The organism is Streptomyces sp. NPDC002499 (genome assembly GCF_053595415.1).
In genome coordinates this window covers 1-24,945 of the sequence record NZ_JBSFXO010000018.1, presented here as the reverse complement: position 1 = coordinate 24,945, position 24,945 = coordinate 1, and the positions used below count along the sequence as shown (strand labels likewise).

The window sequence follows — 24,945 nt, the reverse complement described above, 5'->3', positions numbered from 1 at the left end:
CGCTACCTCCCTCCGGAGAATCCACCCGTGTGAGCCGTCCGCTTATGGGCCTCTGTCTCGATCAGCTGCATGAGGCCAGGTTCTTGATGATGGTGCCATGTATAGCCATCTGGCGTCTCACTCAGTCCTGCTTCACGGTTAGCTCTCGCGAAATCCGTGCCGCGACTACCAGAAAGTTCGATCCGGACATCAGACACATCCGGATGGCGCCATGCAGAAAAGTCGGGGAAGCCGTTTTCATCGAATGGAACATTCGTCCTCGGGTGAACATCTCCCGCCAGCTTCCCATTACGCACCTTCGGTACACCGCCATCGGCACATGTACAAGTTGCCGGATGCCCTGTAACCGCACCATCGCAGTTGTGAACAAGGATCGGCGTGGTCCCCGCCAGCACATAGTACGTATGGAGAGTCCCGACGGTGAGGTCGTACGTAGTGCTCTGCTGATGGAAATTGCGCACCTCCCGAACGACAACCGTCGTACCGTCCGGCTGACGAAGCTTGGTGCCGGTGGTGAGGTCGCGCGCGTCCGTCCACCGATGCCGCGTCGCGTCCCAGAACGGGTGGTGCCAAGTGGTCGTCAGGGTCTGGATGTTGGTCTTCCCGTGCTGCGGCGGACCCCGCCCCGGCGCCGTGTCCAACGTCAGTGTCGTGAAGTCCCTGTCCGTCTTCGTGACGATGACGTTCTGGACCTTCTCAGGTGCCGTGACCCCCGTCTGTGGGTCCGTCGCCAGGACCGTGTCGCCGGCCTTGATCTTGCTGATCGGTTTGGACGAGCCGTCGGCCATGCGGACTTCGGTGCTGGGTACGAAGCTGCTTTGGCAGACGACCAGACGACCAACCTCACTAAGATCGCGATGTGTTCGAGTACCACGGCTGGATCACCCTTAGGGAAACCGCGGTCGATGACGACGACGAGAGCCGACTGCGGCAGGTCGTCGATGACCTTCGGCTTCGCATCGCCCAGATGGCCAGTCCCTACCTCCTTGACCTCAGGTGGATGAACGGCGAGCCCTTCATCCACCTGGGAGGCCACTCGAATCACCGCTCATCGCCTGATGTCGTCGGTCTGTTCGAGCATGTGGCGGAGGTCGCTCCCGGCTCCTACGGGCTCCTCCACGTCCGCGATGACGAGGACCTGGGCCATGAGAACGAGGTACGGGTATTCAGGCTCGCTCGGGGCGCGGTCACCGAGCACACGGAGGGGCTGCTGTCTCCGTGTGTCCCGCAGCTGGAAGACCCCTTCGACGGCAACGGGTAGGGAGACGGTATGAGTGAGGTCGCTGCTGTGAAGCGCGTCGGTGTCATCGGAGTAGGTGAGATCGGGCGCGCCCTCGTGACGGGTCTGTGTGAGCGGGAGGGTGGGGCGCCGGAGGTTTTCCTCTCGCCCCGGGGCGCCCGTGTCGCCGGCGAGCTGGCCTCGCGCTACGACGGCGTGCACGTCTGCGCCGACAACCAACAGGTCGTCGACCGCTCGGAGTTGGTGATCATCGCCGTGCGGCGGCAGGATCGGCGCGAGGCGCTCGCCGGTCTGCGGGTGGGCGGGGACAAGGTCGTGGTCAACGTGATGGCGGGCGTCGGCAATGACGACCTGCGCGCGACGCTGGCGACCACCGACGCCCCCTTCGTACGGGCCATCCCCCTGCCCGCCGTACGCGAACGTCGTTCCGTCACCGTGACGTACCCCTCGCACCCGGCGGTGGACGCCCTGTTCGAGCGCCTCGGCGGGGTGCTCCCGGTCGCGGACGAGGCGGCCTTCAACGTCTTCTCCGCGCTGACGGGGACCCTGACCACGCACTACTGGTATCTCGCCACGCTCACGTCATGGGCCGTCGCCCACGGCATCCCCTCCGAGGAGGCGGACGCCTACATCCGCAGTCTCTTCCAGGGAGTTGGGCGATCCCTGAGCGACGAGACCCGCACTCTCCACCAACTCGCCGCCGATCACGAGACGCCGAAGGGGAGCAACGAACGCATCCGTACGACCTGGTTCGACCGGGCCAACGTCGACGCCCTCAACACCGCTCTCGACGGCCTGTTGACCGACCTCGATGACTCTGACGACTCCGACGGCTCTGGCGGCTCCGACGACCTCAACTAGGCAGGTTCCGGCGGGGTGTCTCCACTCTCGTCACCGACAGTCCGCGGGTACGACGCCACGCCGCCCGCGCCCGTGGGTGGTAGCGCCGTTCGAACGGCACCAGATGCCAGCCGAGGGCGACCGTGCGGCCCAGAAGCCACAGGGCGACTGCGCTGCGGCGGGACCAGCGGTAGCCCAGTCGGGCTCGGATCGTCGGTGGGTACATCCCGATGGTGAGCCAGACCATGGGGCGGGTGACCGGGACGCGCAGGAGCTTCCAGAGGGGGTCCGGCAGGCGGCGTAGGGCGGGAGGTTTCGCTATGTGGCGGATGTCCAGGACCGCGCGGGTCGGCCAGTTGTCCTCGAGGACCTCGGTGCACATGCGGTCGAAGTAGGCGCAGAAGTCCGGCCAGTCGGCGGGGGCGGGGCGGTCGCTGACGCCGTACAGGCGGTACCACTGGAGGCTCTCGGCGTAGAGCTGTTCCTTCTGTTCCGTCGTCAGGGGGCGGCCGAAGTACTGGCACACGAGCACCGGGATCATGACGAAGGTCGCGTGGGCCCAGAAGAAGATGTCGGGGTCGAGAGCGTGGTAGGGGCGGCCGTGGCGGTCCACGCCCTTGACGCCGATGTGGTAGTCGCGGACCTGGCGGGCGGTACGGGCCGCGTCCGGGCCGTCGTAGACCACCCCGGCGATCGGGTAGAGCGAGCGGAACAGCCGCTGCCAGCGCTCCTCGAAGAAGTGCGAGTGCTCCTGGACGCCCGCGCCGAGACCGGGGTGCATGTTCTGCATCGACCCGGCCCACAGGCTCAGCAGCAGGCTTCGCCAGTCGCTGAAGTAGCGCCACACCAACGACGACGGACCGAGGGGCTCGGGCGGCGGGTCCGGTATCAACGGAGGTGCCTGCCGGGGTGTCTACGAGGACGCCTGGCCGGGTGTCTACGAGGGTGCGCATGATTCATCTGCCCAGCCTCTCGCTCACACCGGCCCCGCACAATGCGCCTGCCGAGCCGAGGCAACGAGCCCGCCGGGCCCCGGAGTCCGGGACCCGGCGCCCTCCTCGTCGCTCAGCTCGCCGTGCCGCCCGGCGTCTCCTTCATCCCGTCCACCACCGCGCGCTGCGTGATCGCGCTGGTGAAGAGGACGGTGCCGGCCTTGAACTCGCTGTCCGCCAGCGGCTCGACCACCACGACGCGCTCGCCGAGCAGCCGCAGGCTCTTCTTGTCGAAGATCCACTCGGTGCGCTCGCCGGTGTTGTCCTGCCGTGCGATGGCGATCCCGTGGCGCCCCTCGGCGTCGACCGCGTCGTCCACCGCGACGACCCCCGGGATCTTGGCGGCGGCCTTGTAGAGGGCGGCGGCGACGTCCGCGGGCGGGTAGCTCTCGGTCAGCAGATCGCCGATGGCCACGAACGCCGCCTGGTCGCTCGGGACTTCGGGGTCCCGGACGGCGTCCGACTCCTTGTAGATCTGCCGCAGCAGCACGTCGGGGTCGGTGGGCAGCTTGACCAGGGCGTCGTACGCACCGCTCGACGGGATCTTGCTGGCCAGGGTCATGCCCTCGTCGCTCGTCTCGCCCGCCTCGATCAGCCAGCCGTCCTTGCCGTCGGCGGACATCCAGGTCTGCCGGTCGTGCAGTTCCTGGCTGACGATCGTGGTCTTGTCGTCGACGGTCTTGGTGTGGGTGTTCGCCACCTTCGAGGCGATGTAGACGAACTGGCCCTCGTGCACCGCCTGTCCCGAGGTGTCGGCGGCGGCGAGCGAGATGCGGTCGAGCAGTTGCGGGGCGCCCTTGGCGTCGGCGGCGCCGATCGTGGTGGTCAGCGCGGGGCCGGTGGCGAGGGGCATCTTGCCGTCGCCGTTCCCGCCGGCCAGGGCGAGCCCGCCGACGACCGCGCCTGCCAACGCGCAGGCCATGGCGGGCAGCAGGATCGCGCGGCGCAGGAACGGGTTGCGGCGCTGCGGGGCGGCCGTCGGGGCGGCCGGACGCGCGTCGGCGGCGGTGCGGAGGTCCTCGTGGATCTGGGCCATCATCTGCTCCTTGTGGAACTGGTGGCGGCCCGCCGGCAGATCCCGTTCGACGGAGGGCAGGAGGTCCTGGGTCTCCGTCCACTCAGCCGGGTGCGGCTGGGAGGGGCTGGCGTTCATCGGTTTCCTTCCTGTGCGGACCGGACCGCGTATCCGCGATCACCTGTTATCTGCCGGTTCGTGGAGCCGAGTTCCCGATTTTCCCGACCTTCTTTTCTCGCTCGACCTTCCCGACCGTCCCTGCCCTCCCAGCCGTCCCGGCCCTCCCTGCCTTTCCTCTTCAGCTCGGCGTCCGCGAGCTTGCGCAGCTTGCCGCGGGCGCGGGACAGGCGGGAGCGGACCGTTCCGATCGGGATGCCGAGGGCGCGGGCCGCGTCGGCGTACTCCATGCCCTCCCACAGGCAGAGCACCAACACCTCGCGTTCGGGGCGTCTGAGGGCACCTAGGGCGGTCAGCGTGGCGGTGATCCGGTGCCGGTCGTCCAGCCGCCCGGCGGTCTCCTCGGCGTGGTCGGCGACCTGTGTCTCCCCCACGCCCGCCGCCGCGGCGGCGGTGGCCGCGGCCCGGTACCGCCGGTTGCTGCGGTAGTGGGAGCGGGCGACGTTGGTGGCGATGCCCAGCAACCACGGCCGCAGGGAGCCCCCTTCGGCCTCGATCGACGCATGCCGCCGCCAAGCCTCCATGAACGTCGCCGACATGACGTCCTCGGCCACCGACCAGTCGGCGGTCAGCCGAAAGGCGTGGTTGTACACCGCGCGGGCACAGTCGTCGAAGAGTTCCGCGAAGGCGTCCGGATCTCCGGCCCGTATCCGGGTTCGCATATCTGTGGTCACGTTCTCAACTGACCGGCCGGAGCGCCGAGTTCCCGTGATCCGCGTCACTCGCCCTTACACGATGCACGGCGGCCGGGCCCGATTTTTCCCGCTTTCTCTGGACCAGGGCGGATGCCGACCCCATACTTTCCTGTCCGTCACCGTGTCCGTCGCTGTGAGGTTCGGGGGAGCCGTGTCCTGGGACACCGTCGCCGAGGATGCCGTCTACCGGCGCGCCGTCCGCGCGAGTCTGGACGTCCCCCGCATCCGCGGGCAGCTCCGCGCCGACCCGACCCTGACGGCGGACGGCATCGTCGAGGCCATGTCCTCGCCGGACAACATCGCCGACGTACTCGCCGAGAGCCACCGCTCGTACGCCTCGTTCCACAAGTTCGCCGGCCGACGGGAGAAGGCTCAGGAACTGCTCCGGGACCTCGCGGACGTGGCCGAGTGGGACAGCCGTACCGCGGCCTTCTACGCGGCCGCCGCGCTCACCGTACTGCTCTGGTTCGGCGGAGCCCCGTTCCTGTACACCCTCGCCGTGCCGCTCACCCTCACCGTCGGCGCGCTGGCCCTCGCCCTCGAAGCCGCGCACTCCCGACATCAGGTCTGGGTCTGGGCAGTCAGGACCGTCGCGCTCCTGTTCACCTGGCTGGTGCTCGCGCCCGTGGCCCTGTTCACGGGCCGCCGCTGGCATCGGGAGCTGGTCCAGCGCGCGGTCGGGCCCGTGGTGCAGAAGGCGGTGGACGGCCTGCTCGGCGACGACCACGACTCGCTGCTCCTGGCCACCGACTACGAGGGCCTGCGTTCGCCCAGGGACCCCCAGTGGCTGATCAACAACGTCGCGTACCGCCAACTCCGGCGGAAGATCAAGCAGATAGACGGCGGCACCATCGCCATCAGCGGCCCGCGCGGCGTCGGCAAGACCTCCCTGCTGCGCCAGTGCACGGCCCCGCCGGCCTTCTCCGTCTTCGCGGAGGCACCCGCGGCCTACGCCCCGCACGACTTCCTGACCTCGCTCTTCGTCCAGGTCTGCGAGACCTACATCCGCGACGCCGGCCACCACGTCCCGGAGTTCACGCGCCTTCCCCATCTGCACCGGGTGCTGGGCCGGCTCGCTCTGCCGCTCCAACGACTGGTCCGCTGGCTCGCCTTCGCCCTGCCGGCCGCCGCCCTCATCACCCTCGGCCTGTTCGCCACGGCACGTTCCCTCCAGAGCGAGCACGACGACGAAGTGCGCGGCTACGTCGCCGAACTGGCCGACACCGTACGGGATCACGCGCTGGACCTGTGGCACGGGCGGGCGGTGGCCGCGGGGTTGGCGGTGACCTGCGTCGGCGTCGCCGTCTGGATGATCCGGCGCTCCCCGGCCCTCGGCGTGGTCCTGCGCACGACAGGGCGCGTGGTGTACCAGGTCGCGGTCGTCGCGCTGTGCTGCGGACCGTTCGTGTCCCTCGCCTTCGACCCCGAGGTCCGGAGCAACGCGTCGTCCCTGATCGACGACGGGACCGTGGCCTGGTGGCTGCTGCTCTTCATCGTCTTGATGGTCCTGCTCGCCAAGTACCCAGCCCGCGGTGCGGTGGTGCGGATCGGCGAGTGGGAGGTGAAGAAGCGCTGGTTCTACGACCCACTCGTACGGCTCGTTCCGATCGCCGCGCTCGCCGTGCTGTTCGCCTCACGAGGGGGCCGGGCCATCCTCACCGACTCGGAGAATCCCGAACGCATTCTGATCTGGCTGCTGGGCATCGGGCTGGGGAAGTTCCAGTACCGCTCCTGGACGTTGATCCGGCCCGAACCCAAACTGGTCGCGGCCTGCCGCAGACGCCTCTACCGCCTACAGACGACCCAGAGTTCGTCGGCCGCCGTCACCACCGGTGCGACCCAGTTGCTCAGCCTCGGCACCTCGCACACGACCTCGTTGTCGACGATCCCGCCCAACTACCCCTCCCTGGTCGCCGACTTCCGCACCCTCCTGGCCGACATCGCCGACGACGTCCACTCCCGTCAGCAGCGGTTCATCATCGCCATCGACGAGGTGGACCGACTGGGCACCGACGCGGAGGCACTGGACTTCCTCCGCGAGATCAAGGCCGTCCTCGGGGTGCCCCGGGTGCACTTCCTGATCTCCGTCGCCGAGGACGTGGGTGCCGCGTTCGTACGGCGGGGCCTGCCTCATCGCGATGTGACGGACAGTTCCTTCGACGACGTCCTGCACGTACAGGCGCACGTACTCGCGGAGTCCACCAGCGTCCTGCGCGAACGCGCCGACGACATCTCACCGCCGTTCGTCCTGCTCTCCCACGCCCTGTCCGGCGGCATCCCGCGCGACCTGATCCGCTACGGGCGGCGCCTGATGGAAGTACGGGACACGACCGACGATCTGAAACTCACCGTCATCTCCAGGACGGTGATCCTGGAGGAACTCTCCGAGACCCTCGCCGGCTTCCGCACCCTCCTGGCCAAGTACCAGTGGTCCGAGGACACCAGCGAGATCCTCGGCTCCTTCCGCGGTCTGGTGGGTCATCTGCGGACCGCCTGCCCGTGCCGTGAGCGAGAGGAGCAACTCCTGCTGGCCCTCGAACACTTCGCCGTCCACGCGCCACGGCAACAGGACCGCTCCACCGGGGACGTGGTCCCCAGCGAGGCCCGCCTCCTCATCGACGAGGCCGCCGCCTACGCCTACTTCTCCCTCACGCTGCTCGGCGTCTTCGCGCGCCCCGAGTTCAACAGCCGTATGGCCGCGGCGCACAGCCGAGGCCCGGACGGCGATCCCGAACTTCTCGCCGAGGCCCGCCTCGAACTGGCCGTATCCCCTTACAGCGCAAGGAAGTTGATCGACGGCATCCGACTGGCCTGGGATCTGCCCGACTCCCCCACGGCCGCGGCCCCGAGCTTCGTCCCGCCCCCGAGAAGCACCACGTGCACCGTGCACCACCGGTCCTGACCCGCCCGGTCACCCCACCCCCGCCGCCCCGAACACCCGCCCCCTCATCCCGACCCGCTCATACACCCCGACCGCGCCCGCGTTCCCCGCGTCCACCATCAACGCGGCCCGCCCGTAGTCCCGTACGAGCGCCCCCACCACGAACCCCGACACCGCGCCGCCCAACCCCCGCCCCCGCGCCCCCGGATGCGTGACCACTCCGGCCAGGAACCCGCATCCGGCCCCCGACCACGCGTCCGCGGCGACGGCGAGGAGCCTTCCGTCGGACCCGTCACGTGCCCCCGCCCAGCGGCGTACGCCAGGGCGGCCCGGTTGGGCGTAGGAGTCGGGAAAGTGCTGGGCGAAGAGGTGCCCGGCCTCCCGTTCGCCGCGTGCGTCCAGCCAGTTCACGCCCGCCGAGCCGCGCGAGACCGGCCGCTCCTTGGTCTCCATCCACAGGAACGGGCCGCCCCCGCGCCCGAGTTCGGGAATCCCGCGGATCAGCGCGTCGATCAACTCCGCCTCGCCGAAAGGCCGATACGTCGGCCCGACCTCCCGCAGCACATCCCGTACGAGGGTCAGCGCGTCGCCCTCCGTCCCGGCCACCGCGATCCGGTCCCGTCCCGAGAGGCCGGGGCTCGCCACCGCCGTAGCGGAGCCGTGGCGGAAGGTGCGGACACCGGCGGGCGGGGAACCGTCGGGACGGAACTGGGCGGCCCAGATCAGGTGCCCGTCGGCCAACTCGCAGGCCCCGTCGGCTTCTTCGCGGACGCCGTCACCCACCTCGTAGGACCCGTGGCTCACCTCGTAAGACCCGTCGGTCACCTCGTGAGACCCGTCGGTGCCCCGCCCACCGTGAACCCGATCACCGATCCCCCGCCCTCCCGCCGGTAGGCGAACGGTGCGCCCGCGTGGGCCATCGCCACCTCTCGGACGATGGAAAGGCCGAGGCCCGAGCCGGGGAGGGAGCGGGCGTCGGCGGCTCGGTAGAAGCGGTCGAAGATGCGGATGAGGTCCGCCTCGGCGACTCCCGGACCGCGGTCGAGGATCTCGACGCGGACCGTGCCGGGGCGCGCGGGGCCGGCGACGTTGATCTCGATCGGTTCCGTGCCGTCGCGGTCGAACTTCGCCGCGTTCTCCGCGAGGTTGGAGATCGCCCGGGTCAACGCGCCGGGGCGGCCGTCGGTGGTCGTGTCGCCGCTCGCGCGGACCGTGATCTCGCGGCCGGTGCGGCGCCGGGCCAGGCCTGCGACGTCCTCGGCGATGTCGGCGAGGTCCACCCGCTGCGGCGGCTCGGTGTCGGACTGACCGGCCGCGAGGTCGACGAGTTCGTTGACCAGGTCGGTCAGTTCGCGCGCCTCCTGGGAGAGGTCGGCGACCAGTTCGAGGCGCGTGGCGGGGGGCAGTTCGTCGATGCGGCGGAGCAGGGAGATGTTCGTACGGAGCGAGGTGAGAGGGGTGCGGAGTTCGTGGCCCGCGTCCTGGACCAGCCGGCGCTGGTCCTCCTCGGACTGGGCCAGGCGGCCCAGCATGCGGTCGAAGGCGCGGCCGAGGCGGCCCACCTCGTCGTAGCCGGCGACGGGTACGACGATGCCGAGCCGGCGCGTGCGGGCCACGTCCTCCGCCGCCGAGGTGAGGACGATCAGGCGGCGGGTGATGCGCCGGGCCAGCCACCAGCCGACCAGACCCGCGCCGGTCACCACCGCGGCCATCAGGATCAGCGTCCGCTGCTGCAACGCCCGCAGCAGGTCCTCGGTGTCGCTGAACTCCTGCGCCACCTGCACCGCGCCCTGCCGCTCGCCCAGCGAGACGGTCGCGACACGGTAGACGTCGGCGCCGACGTCGACCTCCTTGTGCTCGGCGATCGTCCCGGCCACCCGGTCGGCCGCGATCCCCCGGTCGGCGGCCGTGACCGGCAGCGCAGGACTGCCGGAGTCGACGACCGAACCGTCCGCCCCCAGCACCTGCACATCGGTCCGGGCCGGGCGCACGATGTCGTGCCCCGGCGCCGAGGAGGAGAAGTCGGCCGGGGTCATCTTGTGCTGGCGCACCTCGTCGCGCAGATCCTGCACGACCTGGTCGAACACCGACTCCTGGTCGACCCGGACCAGCCGCGCGGCGGCGCTGTACGACAGCACGCCGACCAGCACCGTGACGGCCGCGGTCACCGCCGCGAAGGACACCGCGAACGTGGTGCGCAGGGAGACCAGGCCGGGCCGCCGTCTGACCAGCAGGCGCCGCAGCCGCCCCACTCAGTCCTCCCGCAGCACGTAACCCACACCGCGCACCGTGTGGATCAGCGCGGGTGCCCCCGGATCGTCGAGCTTGCGGCGCAGGTAGCCGACGTACACGGCCAGGTTCTTGGAACCGGGCCCGAAGTCGTAGCCCCAGATCCGGTCGTAGATCGTGGAGTGGTCGAGCACGATCCCCGCGTTGCGGACCAGCAGCTCCAGCAGTTCGAACTCGGTCCGCGTCAGCTCCAGCTCACGCCCGCCCCGCCAGGCCCGCCGCGCCTGCATGTCCATCCGCAGCCCGGCCGCCTCGATCTGCCGGTCACTGTGCTGCGGCTCCTTCGGTACGTCGACCAGGGCGCCGTTGCCCGAACTGGTCCGGCGCAGCAGGGCGCGCAACCTCGCGAAGACCTCCTCCACGTCGAAGGGCTTCACCACATAGTCGTCGGCGCCCGCGTCGAGGCCCGCGATGCGGTCGGCGGTCTCCACGAGAGCCGTCAGCATGAGGATCGGGGTGCGGTCGCCCTCGGCGCGCAGCACCCGGCAGACCTGGAGGCCGTCGATGCCGGGCATCATCACGTCCAGCACCAGCACGTCCGGTGGGGTGCGGTGGGCCTGCGCCAGCGCCTCCACGCCGTCGGCGACCGCCGTGACCTGGTAGCCCTCCAGGCTCAGGGCGCGCTCCAGGGCGTGACGGATGGCGCGGTCGTCTTCGGCGAGCAGCACAGTTTGGGACACGTCCCCCAGTCTGCCAATGCCTCCGGCGGATCGGCGGAGTGTGTGGGCCTACGATCAGCCTTTTTACCCGGATCTCACCCTTGGGGGCGCCGTCCTCTGGGGGCTGCCGCCCCCAGACCCCCGCTGTCGGCCTGGACGGCCTCGTCCTCAAACGCCGGACGGGCTGGTTGGCGCGAGCGCTGCAAGCTGATCAGCGAAGGGGATCACCTCGAAGTCGTCCCGCTTCTCCGTCCGTGTCGCCGACAGGCCCGTCATCAGAGCTGCCAGCTCCCCCGCCGCCCGCTCGATCCGCTCCGGCAGTCCCTCCGATCCCCAGTCCTCCGAAGCCGCGTACACCCCGGTCGGGACGACCACGGCACGGAGGTAGGAGAAGAGGGGACGCAGGGCGTGGTCCAGGACCAGTGAGTGCCGGGCCGTGCCACCCGTCGCGGCGATCAGTACGGGCTTGCCCACCAGCGCGTCCTTCTCCAGCACGTCGAAGAAGGACTTGAAGAGTCCGCTGTACGAGCCCGAGAAGACCGGCGTGACGACGATCAGGCCGTCGGCGTCGGTCACCGCCTGCTGGGCGGCGGAGAGCGCCTTGCCGGGAAAACCGTTGGTGAAGTTGTGCGCGATCTCCACAGCGAGGTCGCGCAGCTCCACCACCTGTATCTCCGCCGACGTACGACCCGCCGTGGCCGCCGCCAACCGATCCGCCAGCAACCTCGTCGAGGACGGCACGCTCAGCCCCGCCGAGACGACTACGAGCTTCATGCCACGGTCTCCTTCTCCGTCTCGTTCTCCGTACGCGGCTTCTGCGCGGCGGCCAGCAGGGACGCGTGCGTCGGAGCCTCCGGTACATCCGCCGGACGGCCCTTCGCGAACTCCTCGCGGAGCACCGGCACGACCTCCTCGCCGAGCAGGTCGAGCTGCTCCAGGACGGTCTTCAGCGGGAGTCCGGCGTGGTCCAGCAGGAAGAGCTGGCGCTGGTAGTCACCGGCGTAGTCCTGGAACGCGAGGGTCTTCTCGATGACCTCCTGCGGGGAGCCGACGGTCAGCGGGGTCTGGTCGGTGAAGTCCTCCAGGGACGGCCCGTGGCCGTAGACCGGCGCGTTGTCGAAGTACGGGCGGAACTCGCGCACCGCGTCCTGCGAGTTCTTCCGCATGAAGACCTGGCCGCCCAGCCCGACGATCGCCTGTTCCGGCGTGCCGTGCCCGTAGTGGGCGTACCGCGCCCGGTACAGCTCGACCATCCGCTTGGTGTGGTCGGCCGGCCAGAAGATGTTGTTGTGGAAGAAGCCGTCGCCGTAGTACGCGGCCTGCTCGGCGATCTCCGGCGAGCGGATCGAGCCGTGCCAGACGAAGGGCGGTACGTCGTCCAGCGGGCGGGGGGTGGACGTGAAGCTCTGGAGCGGCGTGCGGAACTTGCCCTCCCAGTCCACGACGTCCTCGCGCCACAGCCGGTGCAGCAGGGCGTAGTTCTCGATGGCGAGGTTGATGCCCTGGCGGATGTCCTGGCCGAACCAGGGGTAGACCGGGCCGGTGTTGCCGCGGCCCATCATCAGGTCGACGCGGCCGTCGGCCAGCTGCTGGAGCATCGCGAAGTCCTCGGCGATCTTCACCGGGTCGTTCGTGGTGATGAGCGTGGTGGACGTGGAGAGGATCAGCTTCTCCGTCTGCGCGGCGATGAAGCCGAGCATTGTCGTCGGGGACGACGGCACGAAGGGCGGGTTGTGGTGCTCGCCGGTCGCGAAAACGTCGAGGCCGACCTCTTCCGCCTTCAGCGCGATGGCGACCATGGCCTTGATGCGCTCGCGCTCGGTCGGCGTCCGGCCCGTCGTCGGGTCCGGCGTGACGTCGCCGACGCTGAAGATCCCGAACTGCATGGTCGCTCATCCTCCATGTTGTTGACTGTTCAACTATACCCACGGAACGGTCGCCCGCGTACGGCTATTCCCGTCAGTGGTCCGGGGTGGCGCCCCGGCCCTCGACGACCGTTTCGCGGCCCTCGACGACCGTTTCGCGGCCCGCGAGGACCGTTTCGCGGAACGACGCCACCACCGGGCGGAGATCCACCCGGTGCCAGGCCGCCCACAGCTGGACCGACCCGCCGTACCAGGGCAGCTCGCGCACCGCGACGCCGTCCGTCGTGCCGCGCAGCATGCTCTTCTGGATCAGCGCGAGGCCGAGGCCGGAGGCGACCAGGCCCAGGGCGGTGAGGGGATCGGCCGCGTCGAGACGGATGTCCGGGGTGAAGCCCGAGGCCACGCAGGACGCGACGAACGTGTCCCGCCAGGCCGGGTCCCGGGAGTCGTCGCCCACGGCGATCCAGGGCTGACCGTCCAGGGCGGCAGGGGTCAACTCCCTTTGCCCTACGAGGGGATGCCCGGCCGGCAGCGCGAGCAGCAGGGGGTCGCTCAGCAACGGGGCCGCGTCCAGGTCCGGGTCGTCCTCCGACGGAGGCGTCCGTACCAGCGCGATGTCCAGGCTGCGTTGGCGCAGACCCTCGAACTGGTCGGCCGACTCCTGGTCGTACAACGCGACGTGGATGCCCGGGTGTTGATCGCGCAGGGTGCGCAGGGCGGTGGGCAGGACGCCCGTGTGCATCGCGTCGGCGACGTAACCGATGCACAGGCCGCCCTCCTCGCCCCGGCCGAGCCGGCGGCCCAGGTTCTCCAGGCGGTCCGCGTGCCGCAGCAGGGCGTGCGCCTCGGTCAGGAAGACGCGGCCGTCGGAGGTCAGCCGGATGCGCTGCTGGCTGCGTTCGAAGAGGGTCAGGCCGAGGTTCTTCTCCAGTTGGGCGATCTGCCGGCTGAGCGGCGACTGGGAGATGTGCAGCTGCTCGGCGGCCCGGCCGACGTGTTCGACCTCGGCGACGGCGACGAAGTAGCGGAGTTGGCGCAGGTCAAGCATGTAGGACCTCGAAGGACTCAAGTGTGTCCGAGTGAGTCTTGGACAGTCTCATCCCTGGATCCTAGCCTCGAACCATGAGCATCAAGAACCTCCTGCCCAGCACCCTCGGCGCCCTCCCCGGCGCCCCCAGCACTCCCGGCACCCACTCCCCCGGCGTCCGCCCCGGCACCCTCGGCTTCGGCACCGCGCCCCTCGGCAACATGTTCCGCGCGATCCCCGACGAGGAGGCCGCGGCCACCGTCGAAGCCGCCTGGGACCAGGGCATCCGGTACTTCGACACCGCGCCCTTCTACGGCGCCGGGCTCGCCGAGATCCGGCTGGGCGAGGTTCTGGCGCGGCACCCGCGCGACGCGTTCGTCCTCAGCACGAAGGTCGGCCGCGTCATCCTCGACGAGATCGAGGACCCGGCCGCGCGCGACCTCGGCGAGAAGGGCGGCCTCTTCGAACACGGACGCCCGAACAAGATGGTCAACGACTACTCCGCCGACGCCACCCTCCGCTCCGTCGAGGACAGCCTCGAGCGCCTGCGGACCGACCGCCTCGACATCGTGTGGGTGCACGACGTGGCCCAGGACTTCTACGGCGACGAGTGGCTGGCGGTGTACGAGAGCGCCCGCACCGGCGCGTTCCGCGTGCTGCAGCGGCTGCGCGAGGAGGGGGTCATCAAGGCCTGGGGCCTGGGCGTCAACCGCGTGGAGCCCCTGGAACTCACCCTCGACCTGGACGAACCGAAGCCCGACGCCTTCCTCCTCGCCGGTCGGTACACGCTCCTCGACCACGACCGCGCCCTCCAGCGCCTGCTGCCGGCCGCCGCCGCGCAGGACGTCGACATCGTGGTCGGCGGGCCCTACAGCTCGGGCATCCTCGCCGGCGGCACGCACTTCGAGTACCAGCAGGCACCCGCGCACATCATCGACAAGGTCGCGCGCATCAAGGCGCTCGCCGACCGGCACGGCATCGGCATCAAGTCGGCCGCCCTCCAGTTCTCCCTCGCCCACCCGGCGACGGCAGCCGCGATACCCGGCGCCACCAGGCCCAGCCGCATAGCCGAGGACGTGGCGGCGCTGAGCGAGCCGATCCCGGCGGCGTTCTGGACGGACCTGCGCGGGGAGGACCTGATCGCACCGGACGCGCCTGTGCCGACGGCCTGACGTCGGGCCCGGGGGCGGGGGCCCGGGGCCGAGGGCCAGGGGCCGAGGGCCAGGGGCCGAGGGCCAGGGGCCGAGGGCCAGGGGCCGAGGGCCAGGGGCCGAGGGCCAGGGGACCGGGAGCGGGGACCAGGGGCCGGGAGCCGGGGCCGAGGACCGGGGACCGGGAGCCGAGGACCGGGGACCGGGGACCGGGAGCCGGGGACCGGGAGCCGGGAGTCGGGGACCGGGAGCCGGGGACCGGGAGCCGAGAGTCGGGGACCGGGAGCCGGGGACCGAGGACCGGGGGCCAAGGGCCGAGGGACCGGGGGCCAAGGGCCGAGGGACCGGGGGCTCCCCTTACCCGGCGACCGAGCCTCCACCCCACCCCGGATCCCGTCCCGTCCCCGCCAGCAACCGCTCGAACGCCGACGCACCCTCCGGCGCCCGTACCGGCTCCCCGAAGACGCCCATCTTCTTGGCTGTCGGTGCCAACTCGGCCACCGTGTCCGTCAGTTGGGCCACGATCGCGTCGTCGGCGTCCGGGTACTCCTGGCCCGTCGCCCGTGCCAGGTCCCACACATGCACCGTGAGATCGAGCAACGCCATCGAGCCCACCAGCCGCGCGGGCATGTCCATCGCGCCGGTGGTGCCCTCCTCGGCGCCGGGCGCGGACCAGGCCGCCACCAGCCGGTCCGCCTCGCCCGCGAACCGCTCGCGCCAGTCCGGCCCCTCGCCGACCCGGTCGGGCGTCTCGCCGAAGTCCGACGCCTCCTTCACGGCCAGCCGCTGGAACTGCACGACCACCTGGAAGAGGTGATTGACCAGGGCCTTCACGTCGTACTCCGCGCAGGGCGTGGGCGCGACGAGCGACGCGTCGGAGATGCCGACCACCACCGCCACCGCCGGCCCACGCGCCATGGCCAGCAGCTCACCGATGCCGTACGTAGCCACACTCTTCGTGTCCATGCCTCGACCGTACGGACGCCGGGGCCGGCCCTTCTTGAAGAAACGCGACGCCCGAGGACCCGCGCCGCCCAGCGCAGCGCGTCGTACGATCCGGCCATGGCCGCCCCCCGCCGCCGCGACACCCGCGGGATCGTCGACCCCTCCGGGCTGCTGACCCGGGTGAGGTTCCGCCGCCACGAGCCCGCCGAGCCGCTGCGCCGGTACGTCGAGCGGTACTGGTTCATCGACTGGGACCTGCCCGAGCCCTACGCCTCCCACGTCGTCGCGCACCCGTCCGTCAACCTCACCTTCCAGTGGGACGGCATCGACACGGACGACACCCCGCCCTACGCCGAACTGACCGGCATCCCGCACGGCCTCTACACCAGGAAGATCACCGGCGAGGGCCGGGTGTGCGGGGTGAAGTTCCGCCCCGGCGGCTTCCGGCCGTACACCCCCGAACTGCCCGCCTCGCACTGGACGGGCCGCGTCCTCGACGCCCGGGACGTCTTCGCACAGGCCTCGCCGGCCACCGCCCGCGCCGTCGTGGACCCGGCCGACGATGCCACCCGCATCGCCGCCCTGGACGCCTTCCTGCTCCCCCTCGCCCCTCCCCCGGACCCCCAGGCCGACCTCGCCGTGGACCTCGTCGAACGCGCCCGCACCGACCGCACGATCCGCCGCGTCGACGACTTCGCCCAGGTCGCCGGCCTCTCCGTACGGGCGCTGCAACGGCTCTTCTCGGCGTACGTCGGTGTCGCCCCGAAATGGGTCATCCTCCGTTACCGCATCCACGAGGCCCTCGAACTCGCCGGCACCCGACGCGAGGTCGACTGGGCCGCACTCGCCGCCGACCTCGGCTACGCCGACCAGGCCCACCTGGTGCGGGACTTCACGGCGACGGTGGGCGTCCCGCCGAAGACGTACGCCCAGACGACGGACGCACAACCGCCGACCTGATCGACGCCCCACTCCCCGTGCCCCTCACGGGACCAGCACCAACCGCCCCCGCACCCCGCCCTCCGCGAGCCGGGCGTGCGCCTTGGCGGCCTCCGCCAGCGGGAACGTCTCGGCCACCCGAAGACTCAACACCTCCGCGTCGACCAGCGCCACCAACTCCGCGAGCCGCGCCCCGTCGGCGGCGACCTCCACGGCGGTGGTCCGCACCCCGCGCACGGAGGCCGGCTGCCCGCCCGGCCGGAACCCGACGTAGGCGCCCCCGTCCCGCACCGTCGCCAGCGCCGTCTCACCGAGGATCGCCGCGTCCAGTACGGCGTCGAAGCTCCCGTTCTCGACGGAACCGCTCGTGAAGTGCGCGGCCCCCAGCGACCGTACGAGCTCCGCGTCGCCCTCCCGGGCGAGTCCGGTCACCAACACACCCCGGTGCGTGGCGAGTTGGACGGCGTACCCACCGACCGCACCCGCCGCACCGGTGACGAGGAGGGACTGGCCCTGCTCCAACTCCAGCAGATCCAGGGCCTGTACGGCGGTCAGGCCGTTCAGCGGCAGGGTCGCGGCGTGCACGGCGTCGACCGTCACCGGCGCCTTCGCGAGCGCGCCGGCCGCCGCGACGACGTACTCGGCGTGGGCGCCGAGCGGTCGCACCATGCCGGGGGTCATCGCGACCACCTGGTCACCCACGCTCCACTCGCCGCCGCCGTCGCCGATGGCGTCCACCGTCCCGGCCACGTCCCACCCGAGCCCGATCCGCTCCCCCTCGCCCCCGAAGAAACCGCCCCGCACCCCCTCGTCCACCTGGTTCAGCGTGGCCGCGGCCACCTTGATCCGCACCTGCCCCGCCGCCGGCTCGGGCACGTCCGTCTCCACGACCTCCACGACCTCGGGCCCACCAAAACGGTTCACGACTACTGCACGCATGACGACTGTCTCCCTATACCTACTGGTCAGCCCGGGTATCCCCGCAGCTGTCAGCAACCCTAGGAAGAGCTACTATCGATTCGTAAGTAGTTACCTGAAAGTGCCTACCTACCCCGGAAGTGAGCGAGAGCCCGCCATGCCGACCACGACCGCAGCTCAGCGACGCGAGCAGGCCCGCGTCCAGTACGACGCGTTCATCCGGTCCTGCCCCACCAACCAGCTCCTGGACCGGCTCAGCGACAAATGGGTCAGCCTCGTCGTCGCCGCCCTCTCGACCGGCCCCATGCGCTACAGCGACCTCGGCCGCAAACTCGCCGGCGTCAGCCCCAAGATGCTGACCCAGACCCTCCGCTCACTGGAACGCGACGGCATCCTCACCCGCACCGTCACCCCGTCCGTCCCGGTCCGCGTCGACTACGAACTCACCGAACTGGGCGCCAGCCTGGCCCAGTTGATGACCGCGGTGAAGGCCTGGGCGGAGACGCACATCGAGGAGGTCCACGAGGCACGGGACCGCTACGACGCCGAGGCGGAGAGCCCGAAGGAGACGGCGCGTCAGAAGGAGACGGGGCGTCAGAAGTAGTACTCGTCCCCACTGTCCAGCACGAGCACCCGCTGCTGGTCATTGGCCCGGTTGTGGTCCACCGCGCCCCCGCTCCAGACGGTGTCCAGCTCCAGCAGCACCTCGCTCGGCGCCCCCCGCAGCCGTACCCGCATGCTGATCGGCGCCCCGAGATCGTCCGCGGCCAGGGCCCCCACCCGGCACAACACCACCCGCGGCCCCGACCGCGCACACCCGTCCGGCAGCACCTGCCCATTGGCGAGCGGCGCCGACCAGCGCAGCCGCACGGTCGCGTCCGGCACGGCGGACGGCCCGTGATTGCGCGGGGTGAACCGGACGTCGACGCGCCCGTCGGCCATGGAGGCGGCCCCGTGATAGGCGAGATCGGCCTCGGGCCCACCCACCGCACCAGCGGGTACGCCCCCCGCTCCCACCGCCGCCAGCGCGGCCAACCCCACCGCGAGAACCCTGCGCATACCCACTCCTCACTCGCCACGGACGTACGCATGTATCCCCCGCCACGCCATCGGCAGGCGCCGTCCAACAGGTGACAGCGCCCGTGCCAAGCTGGCGGACATGCTGATCGTCCGTTCCGCGGCCCTCTTCGTCGTCGCCGCCGTCTTCGAGATCGGCGGCGCCTGGCTGGTCTGGCAGGGCGTACGCGAACACCGCGGCTGGCTGTGGATCACCGGCGGCATCCTCGCCCTCGGCGCCTACGGCTTCGTGGCCACCTTCCAGCCCGACGCCCACTTCGGCCGCATCCTCGCGGCATACGGCGGCATCTTCGTGGCGGGTTCATTGGCATGGGGCGCGGTGGCGGACGGTTATCGGCCGGACCGCTGGGACATCGGGGGCGCGCTGATCTGCCTGGCGGGAATGGCGGTCATCATGTGGGCCCCTAGAAACTAGGGGCGAGTCGGCCGACCCGCCTTTAGGGGCGCGGGGCTGTATCGATTTGCGGCTCCGCCGCGTGGGCGCGACCAGCCACGGACAACCCGCACCCGGCACACAACAGCCACCCACCACGGCGGGCCCCCACACACCCCTCCTATCCTGGCGATAGCCACCCGCACCGTTGCCCAAGGAGCACCCATGTCCCGAATCGCGATCGTCACGGGCGCAAGCAGCGGCATCGGCGCGGCAACGGCCCGACAGCTCGCCGCCGCCGGCTACCGCGTAGTCCTCACCGCCCGCCGCAAGGACCGCATCGAGGCACTGGCGGAAGAGATCACCCAGGCAGGCCACGCGGCGACGGCGTACCAGCTGGACGTGACGGACCGAGCCGCGGTGGACGAGTTCGCGACGGCCTTCAAGTCGATCGGCGTACTGGTCAACAACGCCGGCGGAGCCCTCGGCGCCGACCCCGTCGCCACCGGCGACCCCGCCGACTGGCGCACGATGTACGAGACGAACGTCATCGGCACCCTGAACCTCACCCAGGCCCTGCTCCCCAAGCTCGTCGCGAGCGGCGACGGCACGGTGGTCGTCATCTCCTCCACCGCGGGCCACGGCACGTACGAGGGCGGCGGTGGCTATGTAGCCGCCAAGCACGGCGCCCACGTCCTCGCCGAGACCCTGCGCCTGGAGATCGTCGGCCAGCCGGTCCGCGTCATCGAGATCGCACCCGGCATGGTCCGCACGGACGAGTTCGCGCTGACCCGCTTCAACGGCGACGAGGAGCGCGCGGCGAAGGTCTACCAGGGCGTCGCCGAGCCCCTCACCGCGGACGACGTGGCCGAGACGATCACCTGGGCCGTCACCCGCCCCAGCCACGTCAACGTGGACCTCCTGGTCCTGCGCCCCCGCGCCCAGGCCTCCAACACCAAGGTCCACCGGGAACTGTGACGCGCGGTGCCGCACGCCGACCGGCGTGCGGCACCGCGCAGTTCAGCCTTGAGCCACCGGCCCCCGGGCCTCCGGCTCGTCAGCCCTTCACGCACACGACCTGCTTCAGCTTCGCCACGACCTCCACCAGGTCCCGCTGCTGCTCGATGACCTGCTCGATCGGCTTGTAGGCGCCCGGGATCTCGTCCACGACGCCGGAGTCCTTACGGCACTCCACGCCCCGCGTCTGCTCCTCCAGGTCCTTCGTGGAGAACCGCCGCTTGGCCGCCGTACGGCTCATGCGCCGACCGGCGCCGTGAGACGCCGAGTTGAAGGCCTTCGCGTTGCCGAGGCCCTTCACGATGTACGAGCCGGTGCCCATGGAGCCGGGGATGATCCCGAACTCGCCGGAGCCGGCCCGGATCGCGCCCTTGCGGGTGACGAGCAGGTCCATGCCCTCGTAGCGCTCTTCCGCCACGTAGTTGTGGTGCGCGCTGATCTCGGGCTCGAAGGTCGGCTTCGCCTTCCGGAACTCCTTGTGGATCACGTCCTTCAGGAGCGCCATCATGATCGAGCGGTTGCGCTTGGCGTACTCCTGCGCCCAGAACAGGTCGTTGCGGTACGCCGCCATCTGCGGGGTGTCCGCGACGAAGACGGCGAGGTCGCGGTCGACCAGGCCCTGGTTGTGCGGGAGCTTCTGGGCGATGCCGATGTGGTGCTCGGCCAGTTCCTTGCCGATGTTCCGGGAACCGGAGTGCAGCATCAGCCAGACAGAACCGGTCGTATCCGTGCACACCTCGATGAAGTGATTTCCGGATCCGAGCGTTCCCATCTGCTTTCCGGCGCGCTCGTGACGGAACTTGACCGTGTCGGCGATTCCGTCGAACCGCTCCCAGAAGTCGTCCCACCCCGCGGTGGCGAACCCGTGGAAGCTCCCCGGCTTGACCGGATCGTCGTGCATCCCCCGCCCCACCGGAATCGCCTGCTCGATCTTCGACCGCAGCCGCGACAGGTCCCCGGGAAGGTCGTTCGCCGTCAGTGAGGTCCGTACCGCCGACATCCCGCAGCCGATGTCCACGCCCACCGCGGCCGGGCACACGGCCCCGTGCATCGCGATGACGGAGCCGACCGTCGCACCCTTGCCGTAGTGGACGTCCGGCATGACCGCGAGGCCCTTGATCCACGGGAGGGTCGCGACGTTGCGCAGCTGCTGGAGCGCGCCCTCGTCGACCGACGCGGGGTCGGTCCACATACGGATGGGAACCTTCGCCCCCGGCAGCTCTACGTACGACATCTCGTCCTCATTCCCCCGGAACAGCAACAAAGCAAGTGAAAGTCTTGAATCGCATTAGCGACGCCAGGTGGGCCAAAAGAGACAACGGACCGGCGTCCACGGCCATGCGTGCGATAGACATTGTCTCCAGGGGACGCCCCGGTGCGGCAAGCGATTAACCAGCGGGGACACTGGAAGACCTGGCATGTCTACGGCCACCGGGCCGCCGTCGAGAGGAGCCCGTCCGTGCAGCGGAAGGCATACGTACCCGGCGCCGCCGCGCTACTCGCGGCGCTGCTGGCCGGCTGCACCGGCGGGTCCGGGGACACGGGTTCCACGGACAACTCCAACCCGGGTGACCCCAACGCGCCGACCGTCTCGGCCCAGCCGGGCCGGTACAACAGCCTCCCGGAGGCCTGCGGCGCGGTCAGCCAGGGCAACCTCGACTCGCTGCTGCCGGGCGCCAAGGAGATCACCGACGAGGACCAGCGGACCAAGTCCTACGCGGGCGAGGCCACGCAGACCTTCGACACCGACCGCAAGGTGGGCTGCCGTTGGAAGGTCGAGTCCGCGGACGCCACCGACCACCTCCACGTCGACTTCGAGCGGGTCGTCTCCTACGACAACGCCGTGAGCGACGACACATCCGCGAAGGAGGTCTTCGCGGAGAAGGAGGTCGCCGCCGACCTCCCGGAACCGGCCACCTCCAGCCCGGATGCCGAGAACAGCGCGAGCGACACCGCGTCCCCCACGGCGAGTTCCTCCGCCTCCGCCACCGCCGACCCCTCGGATTCCGCCTCGGGCTCGCCCTCCGGCTCCGTCACGCCCTCCGATCTCCAGCCCCGCGTCCTGGACGGCCTCGGCGACGAGGCGTACCTCGACGACGCGTTGAGCGGCTCCGCCTCCGCGGCCCAGCCGCGCACGGTGACTGTGGTGTTCCGCACGTCCAACGTCATCGTGACGATCGAGTACGAGGAGCAGCCGGCCGGTGGCGGCAGCACCCCGGACAGCAAGGAAATGCAGGACAAGGCCCGGAAACTGGCCTCTCAACTGGCCGACACACTGAGCGGCTGACCCCCTCCGGGCGCCTCCACGTGCCCGTTCGCAAAGCGGATGAAGCCGAACCGCACAGCTTCTTCACCGACTACCGTGGCCCCTCGGACCCGATCCGACGGCAGGAACCACAAGCGTCATGAGTGAAGGAACCATGCAGCGACCAGCACAGCCAGTCCGACGGAACGAGCGAGACCGACGGGGGAAGCGGCGCCACCGCGTCCTTGTCGGCGCGGCCGCCCTCCCCGCACTGCTGCTCGCCGCCGGCTGCTCCTCCGACTCCGACTCCGGTGACGGCGGCGGCAGCAGCGCGGCCGGCGGGGACGGCTCGGCCTCCGCGAGCGCGGCACCGACCGTGCAGGCGGCGGCGTACCAGAAGCTGCCGGACTCCTGCGCCGTACTGTCGAAGAAGACGTTGACCTCGCTCGTGCCCAAGGGCGCGAAGTCCGGCAAGGAGGGCACGTCGAGCGACACGGGCACGCGGGCGAGCTGCTCCTGGAACAGCCTGGACAACAACGGCGTGAAGGGCTCGCAGTTCCGCTGGCTGAACGTCTCGCTGCTGCGCTTCGAGTCGGACGTCACGCGCGGCGAGGGCGACAAGCTGGCGCAGACGTACTTCGACAAGCAGGTCAAGGACGCCCAGGCGACACCGGGCGCGAAGAACACGAAGGCGCAGCCGGTGACCGGGATCGGTGACGCGGCGACCCTCGTGCGCTACGACCTGAAGAAGAAGGAAGGCGCCTTCAAGCAGCAGACGATCGTGACGCGCGTCGAGAACGTCGTCGTCACGCTCGACTACAACGGCGCGGGTCTGGCCGGCGAGAAGACGCCGAACGCGGACACGCTCGCCAAGCTGGCGCAGAAGGCGGCCGCGGAGGCGGTCGGCGCGGTGTCGGCGGCCAACGGCGCGGGCACGGGCACCGGTTCGGGCACGGGGTCGAGCACGGGATCGGGCTCCGGCTCAGATTCCGGTTCTGCAACGACGACCCCGGCTCCCTCCAAGTCCGCGTCCACCTCGGCCTCTCCGTCCACCGCGAAGTCCGCAACCCCGTCCAAGTCTGCTGCGAAGAAGAGCTGACGGGGGCCACCGGCAACCCGTGCGCCGCACACATGTGCCACTCTGTTGCGCGCAACAACACGCACTGGGAGGGGAGTACGGGTGGCCGCGCCAATGCAGCTGACTCGGATGCACCGCGTTCTCATCGGCGTGGTCGTGTTCGGCGCTGTGATCATCGCCGGCATCGGCTTCGCCGGTTCGTACGCGGCGGTCCGCGAGTTGGCACTCAAGAAGGGCTTCGGGAACTTCGCGTACGTGTTCCCGATCGGCATCGACGCGGGCATCTGCGTCCTGCTCGCCCTCGACCTCCTGCTGACCTGGATCCGCATACCGTTCCCGCTGCTGCGCCAGACGGCATGGCTGCTGACGGTCGCCACGATCGCCTTCAACGGCGCGGCGGCCTGGCCCGACCCGCTGGGCGTGGGCATGCACGCGGTCATCCCGGTGCTGTTCGTCGTCTCGGTCGAGGCGGCCCGGCACGCGATCGGCCGCATCGCCGACATCACGGCCGACAAGCACATGGAGGGCGTCCGCCTCACCCGCTGGCTGCTCTCCCCCATCCCGACCTTCCTCCTCTGGCGCCGGATGAAGCTGTGGGAGCTGCGCTCCTACGAGCAGGTCATCAAGCTGGAGCAGGACCGCCTCGTCTACCAGGCCCGCCTCAACTCCCGCTTCGGCCGCGCCTGGCGCCGCAAGGCCCCGGTCGAGTCCCTGATGCCCCTGCGCCTGGCCCGCTACGGCGTCCCGCTGGCCGAGACCGCCCCCGCGGGTCTGGCCGCCGCGGGCATCGAGCCCGTACTCCTGCCCCCGGCCCCGCAGTTGGAGGCGGCCCCAGCCGTCGTCCAGACCAACCAGGCGCCGGTCCGGGAAGAACTCCCCGCGCCGGAACCGCCGCAGCAGGCCCACGCCGAAGAGGTCGCCCCCGAACAGCAGAACCCCTGGCTGCATTCGCGCGACCCGCAGTCCATCGCGTACCAGGGCGGCTACGACCCGAACTTCGACCCGGACATCGCGGACGCCCAGTGGTACGAGCAGGAGCAGGCCCAGCAGTTCCAGGCCCAGCAGGAGTACCAGTCCCAGCAGCAGTACGAGGAGCAGCGCCGCTTCGAGGAGCAGCAGCGGTTCCAGGAGCGCCGGCTCTTCGAGCAGCAGACGATTCCTCAGCAGTACGAGGAGCCGCAGATGCCGGAGCCCTCGCCTGAGGACACCGGCACGTTCCCGATCCCGGCAGGACCTGGCCGTACCCGTGAGATGGGCGCGGGAGGCGGCACGGAGCCGAGCGAGGACGACTACTACCTCATCTTCAAGAAGTCGATAGACGGCAGCTACCCGACCGGCGGCCAGTTCCGCGGCGACGTAGAGGCCACGTACGGCATCACGCTCCCGCAGCGCGAGGCCGACCGCATGGTCAACCGCTTCACCAACCGCCACACGGCGGAACTCCAGGAAGACCACATCGCGTAGACCGCGGATCTTCTACGACGACGGGGGCCCCGGTGCTGATCAGCACCGGGGCCCCCCC

25 protein-coding genes are annotated in these 24,945 nt (G+C 70.5%); 11 read left to right on the top strand and 14 right to left on the bottom strand.

Annotated features, from left to right (window positions below; all coding sequences use genetic code 11):
* Positions 1-2: 2 nt before the first annotated feature.
* Complete coding sequence (locus tag ACWD5F_RS41780) at positions 3-788, bottom strand: polymorphic toxin-type HINT domain-containing protein (RefSeq protein WP_451261440.1); 786 nt, start codon at positions 786-788, stop codon at positions 3-5.
* 71 nt (positions 789-859) lie between these two features.
* Between ACWD5F_RS41780 and ACWD5F_RS41775 the strand changes: the two genes are divergently transcribed.
* Both ACWD5F_RS41775 and ACWD5F_RS41770 read left to right on the top strand, forming a co-directional pair.
* The gene (locus ACWD5F_RS41775) at positions 860-1,261 is read left to right on the top strand and encodes an Imm7 family immunity protein (protein WP_451261439.1); all 402 of its coding nucleotides are present in this window, start codon (positions 860-862) and stop codon (positions 1,259-1,261) included.
* A 9-nt stretch (positions 1,262-1,270) separates the two neighbouring features.
* Positions 1,271-2,101 (top strand): NAD(P)-binding domain-containing protein, encoded by an 831-nt coding sequence (locus tag ACWD5F_RS41770; protein ID WP_451261438.1) that lies wholly within the window; start codon positions 1,271-1,273, stop codon positions 2,099-2,101.
* Here ACWD5F_RS41770 and ACWD5F_RS41765 read toward each other — a convergent pair.
* The 3 genes from ACWD5F_RS41765 to ACWD5F_RS41755 form a co-directional block, all read right to left on the bottom strand.
* A complete protein-coding gene (locus ACWD5F_RS41765; protein WP_451261437.1) occupies positions 2,094-2,972 on the bottom strand; it encodes an oxygenase MpaB family protein in 879 nt (292 codons plus the stop codon). The two genes, ACWD5F_RS41770 and ACWD5F_RS41765, sit on opposite strands and share 8 nt — an antisense overlap.
* Before the next feature lie 173 nt (positions 2,973-3,145).
* Positions 3,146-4,225, bottom strand: a complete 1,080-nt coding sequence (locus ACWD5F_RS41760) for a CU044_5270 family protein (RefSeq protein WP_451261436.1) — start codon at positions 4,223-4,225, stop codon at positions 3,146-3,148.
* Positions 4,222-4,926: an RNA polymerase sigma factor gene (locus tag ACWD5F_RS41755; RefSeq protein WP_451261435.1), complete on the bottom strand. Its 705-nt coding sequence runs from the start codon at positions 4,924-4,926 to the stop codon at positions 4,222-4,224. Before ACWD5F_RS41755 ends, ACWD5F_RS41760 begins: the two co-directional genes overlap by 4 nt.
* 184 nt (positions 4,927-5,110) lie before the next feature.
* On the opposite strand from ACWD5F_RS41755, the gene ACWD5F_RS41750 reads away from it, so the two are divergent.
* Positions 5,111-7,861: a P-loop NTPase fold protein gene (locus tag ACWD5F_RS41750; protein WP_451261434.1), complete on the top strand. Its 2,751-nt coding sequence runs from the start codon at positions 5,111-5,113 to the stop codon at positions 7,859-7,861.
* Positions 7,862-7,870: 9 nt separating this feature from the next.
* Here ACWD5F_RS41750 and ACWD5F_RS41745 read toward each other — a convergent pair whose 3' ends face one another.
* From ACWD5F_RS41745 to ACWD5F_RS41720, 6 genes are all read right to left on the bottom strand, one after another.
* A complete protein-coding gene (locus ACWD5F_RS41745) occupies positions 7,871-8,665 on the bottom strand; it encodes a GNAT family N-acetyltransferase (RefSeq protein ID WP_451261433.1) in 795 nt (264 codons plus the stop codon).
* Positions 8,662-10,092 carry a HAMP domain-containing sensor histidine kinase gene (locus ACWD5F_RS41740; RefSeq protein ID WP_451261432.1) on the bottom strand — a complete coding sequence of 477 codons (1,431 nt, stop codon included), beginning with the start codon at positions 10,090-10,092 and terminating at the stop codon, positions 8,662-8,664. The genes ACWD5F_RS41745 and ACWD5F_RS41740 overlap by 4 nt, the downstream gene beginning before the upstream one ends.
* Positions 10,093-10,797, bottom strand: coding sequence for a response regulator transcription factor (locus ACWD5F_RS41735; protein WP_401714443.1), 705 nt, complete (start codon positions 10,795-10,797; stop codon positions 10,093-10,095).
* A 159-nt stretch (positions 10,798-10,956) separates the two neighbouring features.
* Positions 10,957-11,562, bottom strand: a complete 606-nt coding sequence (locus tag ACWD5F_RS41730; protein ID WP_451261431.1) for an FMN reductase — start codon at positions 11,560-11,562, stop codon at positions 10,957-10,959.
* Positions 11,559-12,674, bottom strand: a complete 1,116-nt coding sequence (locus ACWD5F_RS41725) for an LLM class flavin-dependent oxidoreductase (protein ID WP_451261430.1) — start codon at positions 12,672-12,674, stop codon at positions 11,559-11,561. Before ACWD5F_RS41725 ends, ACWD5F_RS41730 begins: the two co-directional genes overlap by 4 nt.
* 73 nt (positions 12,675-12,747) lie before the next feature.
* Entirely contained in the window at positions 12,748-13,701 is a 954-nt protein-coding gene (locus tag ACWD5F_RS41720; protein ID WP_451261429.1) for a LysR substrate-binding domain-containing protein, read from the bottom strand.
* A 74-nt stretch (positions 13,702-13,775) separates the two neighbouring features.
* Between ACWD5F_RS41720 and ACWD5F_RS41715 the strand changes: the two genes are divergently transcribed.
* Complete coding sequence (locus tag ACWD5F_RS41715) at positions 13,776-14,852, top strand: aldo/keto reductase (RefSeq protein ID WP_451261428.1); 1,077 nt, start codon at positions 13,776-13,778, stop codon at positions 14,850-14,852.
* Between the two features lie 336 nt (positions 14,853-15,188).
* On the opposite strand, the gene ACWD5F_RS41710 is transcribed toward ACWD5F_RS41715, so the two are convergent.
* Positions 15,189-15,797: a TIGR03086 family metal-binding protein gene (locus ACWD5F_RS41710; RefSeq protein WP_451261427.1), complete on the bottom strand. Its 609-nt coding sequence runs from the start codon at positions 15,795-15,797 to the stop codon at positions 15,189-15,191.
* Between the two features lie 96 nt (positions 15,798-15,893).
* Here ACWD5F_RS41710 and ACWD5F_RS41705 point away from each other — a divergent pair, with 96 nt between their 5' ends.
* Positions 15,894-16,736 carry an AraC family transcriptional regulator gene (locus ACWD5F_RS41705; RefSeq protein ID WP_451261426.1) on the top strand — a complete coding sequence of 281 codons (843 nt, stop codon included), beginning with the start codon at positions 15,894-15,896 and terminating at the stop codon, positions 16,734-16,736.
* 24 nt (positions 16,737-16,760) lie between these two features.
* Here ACWD5F_RS41705 and ACWD5F_RS41700 read toward each other — a convergent pair whose 3' ends face one another.
* The gene (locus ACWD5F_RS41700) at positions 16,761-17,654 is read right to left on the bottom strand and encodes an NADP-dependent oxidoreductase (RefSeq protein ID WP_451261425.1); all 894 of its coding nucleotides are present in this window, start codon (positions 17,652-17,654) and stop codon (positions 16,761-16,763) included.
* A 136-nt stretch (positions 17,655-17,790) separates the two neighbouring features.
* Between ACWD5F_RS41700 and ACWD5F_RS41695 the strand changes: the two genes are divergently transcribed.
* Positions 17,791-18,237 carry a winged helix-turn-helix transcriptional regulator gene (locus tag ACWD5F_RS41695; protein ID WP_451261424.1) on the top strand — a complete coding sequence of 149 codons (447 nt, stop codon included), beginning with the start codon at positions 17,791-17,793 and terminating at the stop codon, positions 18,235-18,237.
* Here the strand turns inward: ACWD5F_RS41695 and ACWD5F_RS41690 are convergent.
* Positions 18,228-18,692: a hypothetical protein gene (locus tag ACWD5F_RS41690; protein WP_451261423.1), complete on the bottom strand. Its 465-nt coding sequence runs from the start codon at positions 18,690-18,692 to the stop codon at positions 18,228-18,230. The genes ACWD5F_RS41695 and ACWD5F_RS41690 overlap by 10 nt on opposite strands.
* A gap of 100 nt (positions 18,693-18,792) precedes the next feature.
* On the opposite strand from ACWD5F_RS41690, the gene ACWD5F_RS41685 reads away from it, so the two are divergent.
* Positions 18,793-19,125: a YnfA family protein gene (locus ACWD5F_RS41685; protein ID WP_451261422.1), complete on the top strand. Its 333-nt coding sequence runs from the start codon at positions 18,793-18,795 to the stop codon at positions 19,123-19,125.
* Between the two features lie 183 nt (positions 19,126-19,308).
* Positions 19,309-20,061 carry an SDR family NAD(P)-dependent oxidoreductase gene (locus ACWD5F_RS41680; protein WP_451261421.1) on the top strand — a complete coding sequence of 251 codons (753 nt, stop codon included), beginning with the start codon at positions 19,309-19,311 and terminating at the stop codon, positions 20,059-20,061.
* Positions 20,062-20,140: 79 nt separating this feature from the next.
* On the opposite strand, the gene ACWD5F_RS41675 is transcribed toward ACWD5F_RS41680, so the two are convergent.
* Positions 20,141-21,334 carry an RtcB family protein gene (locus ACWD5F_RS41675; protein WP_451261420.1) on the bottom strand — a complete coding sequence of 398 codons (1,194 nt, stop codon included), beginning with the start codon at positions 21,332-21,334 and terminating at the stop codon, positions 20,141-20,143.
* A 225-nt stretch (positions 21,335-21,559) separates the two neighbouring features.
* Here ACWD5F_RS41675 and ACWD5F_RS41670 point away from each other — a divergent pair, with 225 nt between their 5' ends.
* The 3 genes from ACWD5F_RS41670 (at position 21,560) to ACWD5F_RS41660 (ending at position 24,887) form a co-directional block, all read left to right on the top strand.
* Positions 21,560-22,387 (top strand): DUF3558 domain-containing protein, encoded by an 828-nt coding sequence (locus ACWD5F_RS41670; RefSeq protein WP_451261419.1) that lies wholly within the window; start codon positions 21,560-21,562, stop codon positions 22,385-22,387.
* Positions 22,388-22,520: 133 nt separating this feature from the next.
* Positions 22,521-23,444, top strand: coding sequence for a DUF3558 family protein (locus ACWD5F_RS41665; protein WP_451261418.1), 924 nt, complete (start codon positions 22,521-22,523; stop codon positions 23,442-23,444).
* A 93-nt stretch (positions 23,445-23,537) separates the two neighbouring features.
* Entirely contained in the window at positions 23,538-24,887 is a 1,350-nt protein-coding gene (locus ACWD5F_RS41660; protein ID WP_451261417.1) for a DUF2637 domain-containing protein, read from the top strand.
* The last annotated feature ends 58 nt before the right edge of the window (positions 24,888-24,945 follow it).

Bases quoted from the DNA above. Each gene is read 5' to 3' on its own strand.
- ACWD5F_RS41780 (WP_451261440.1), bottom strand. From the start codon at position 788: ATGGCCGACGGCTCGTCCAAACCGATCAGCAAGATCAAGGCCGGCGAC.
- ACWD5F_RS41770 (WP_451261438.1), top strand. From the start codon at position 1,271: ATGAGTGAGGTCGCTGCTGTGAAGCGCGTCGGTGTCATCGGAGTAGGT.
- ACWD5F_RS41760 (WP_451261436.1), bottom strand. From the start codon at position 4,225: ATGAACGCCAGCCCCTCCCAGCCGCACCCGGCTGAGTGGACGGAGACC.
- ACWD5F_RS41755 (WP_451261435.1), bottom strand. From the start codon at position 4,926: ATGCGAACCCGGATACGGGCCGGAGATCCGGACGCCTTCGCGGAACTC.
- ACWD5F_RS41730 (WP_451261431.1), bottom strand. From the start codon at position 11,562: ATGAAGCTCGTAGTCGTCTCGGCGGGGCTGAGCGTGCCGTCCTCGACG.
- ACWD5F_RS41725 (WP_451261430.1), bottom strand. From the start codon at position 12,674: ATGCAGTTCGGGATCTTCAGCGTCGGCGACGTCACGCCGGACCCGACG.
- ACWD5F_RS41720 (WP_451261429.1), bottom strand. From the start codon at position 13,701: ATGCTTGACCTGCGCCAACTCCGCTACTTCGTCGCCGTCGCCGAGGTC.
- ACWD5F_RS41715 (WP_451261428.1), top strand. From the start codon at position 13,776: ATGAGCATCAAGAACCTCCTGCCCAGCACCCTCGGCGCCCTCCCCGGC.
- ACWD5F_RS41710 (WP_451261427.1), bottom strand. From the start codon at position 15,797: ATGGACACGAAGAGTGTGGCTACGTACGGCATCGGTGAGCTGCTGGCC.
- ACWD5F_RS41705 (WP_451261426.1), top strand. From the start codon at position 15,894: ATGGCCGCCCCCCGCCGCCGCGACACCCGCGGGATCGTCGACCCCTCC.
- ACWD5F_RS41700 (WP_451261425.1), bottom strand. From the start codon at position 17,654: ATGCGTGCAGTAGTCGTGAACCGTTTTGGTGGGCCCGAGGTCGTGGAG.
- ACWD5F_RS41695 (WP_451261424.1), top strand. From the start codon at position 17,791: ATGCCGACCACGACCGCAGCTCAGCGACGCGAGCAGGCCCGCGTCCAG.
- ACWD5F_RS41690 (WP_451261423.1), bottom strand. From the start codon at position 18,692: ATGCGCAGGGTTCTCGCGGTGGGGTTGGCCGCGCTGGCGGCGGTGGGA.
- ACWD5F_RS41685 (WP_451261422.1), top strand. From the start codon at position 18,793: ATGCTGATCGTCCGTTCCGCGGCCCTCTTCGTCGTCGCCGCCGTCTTC.
- ACWD5F_RS41680 (WP_451261421.1), top strand. From the start codon at position 19,309: ATGTCCCGAATCGCGATCGTCACGGGCGCAAGCAGCGGCATCGGCGCG.
- ACWD5F_RS41675 (WP_451261420.1), bottom strand. From the start codon at position 21,334: ATGTCGTACGTAGAGCTGCCGGGGGCGAAGGTTCCCATCCGTATGTGG.
- ACWD5F_RS41665 (WP_451261418.1), top strand. From the start codon at position 22,521: ATGCAGCGACCAGCACAGCCAGTCCGACGGAACGAGCGAGACCGACGG.
- ACWD5F_RS41660 (WP_451261417.1), top strand. From the start codon at position 23,538: ATGCAGCTGACTCGGATGCACCGCGTTCTCATCGGCGTGGTCGTGTTC.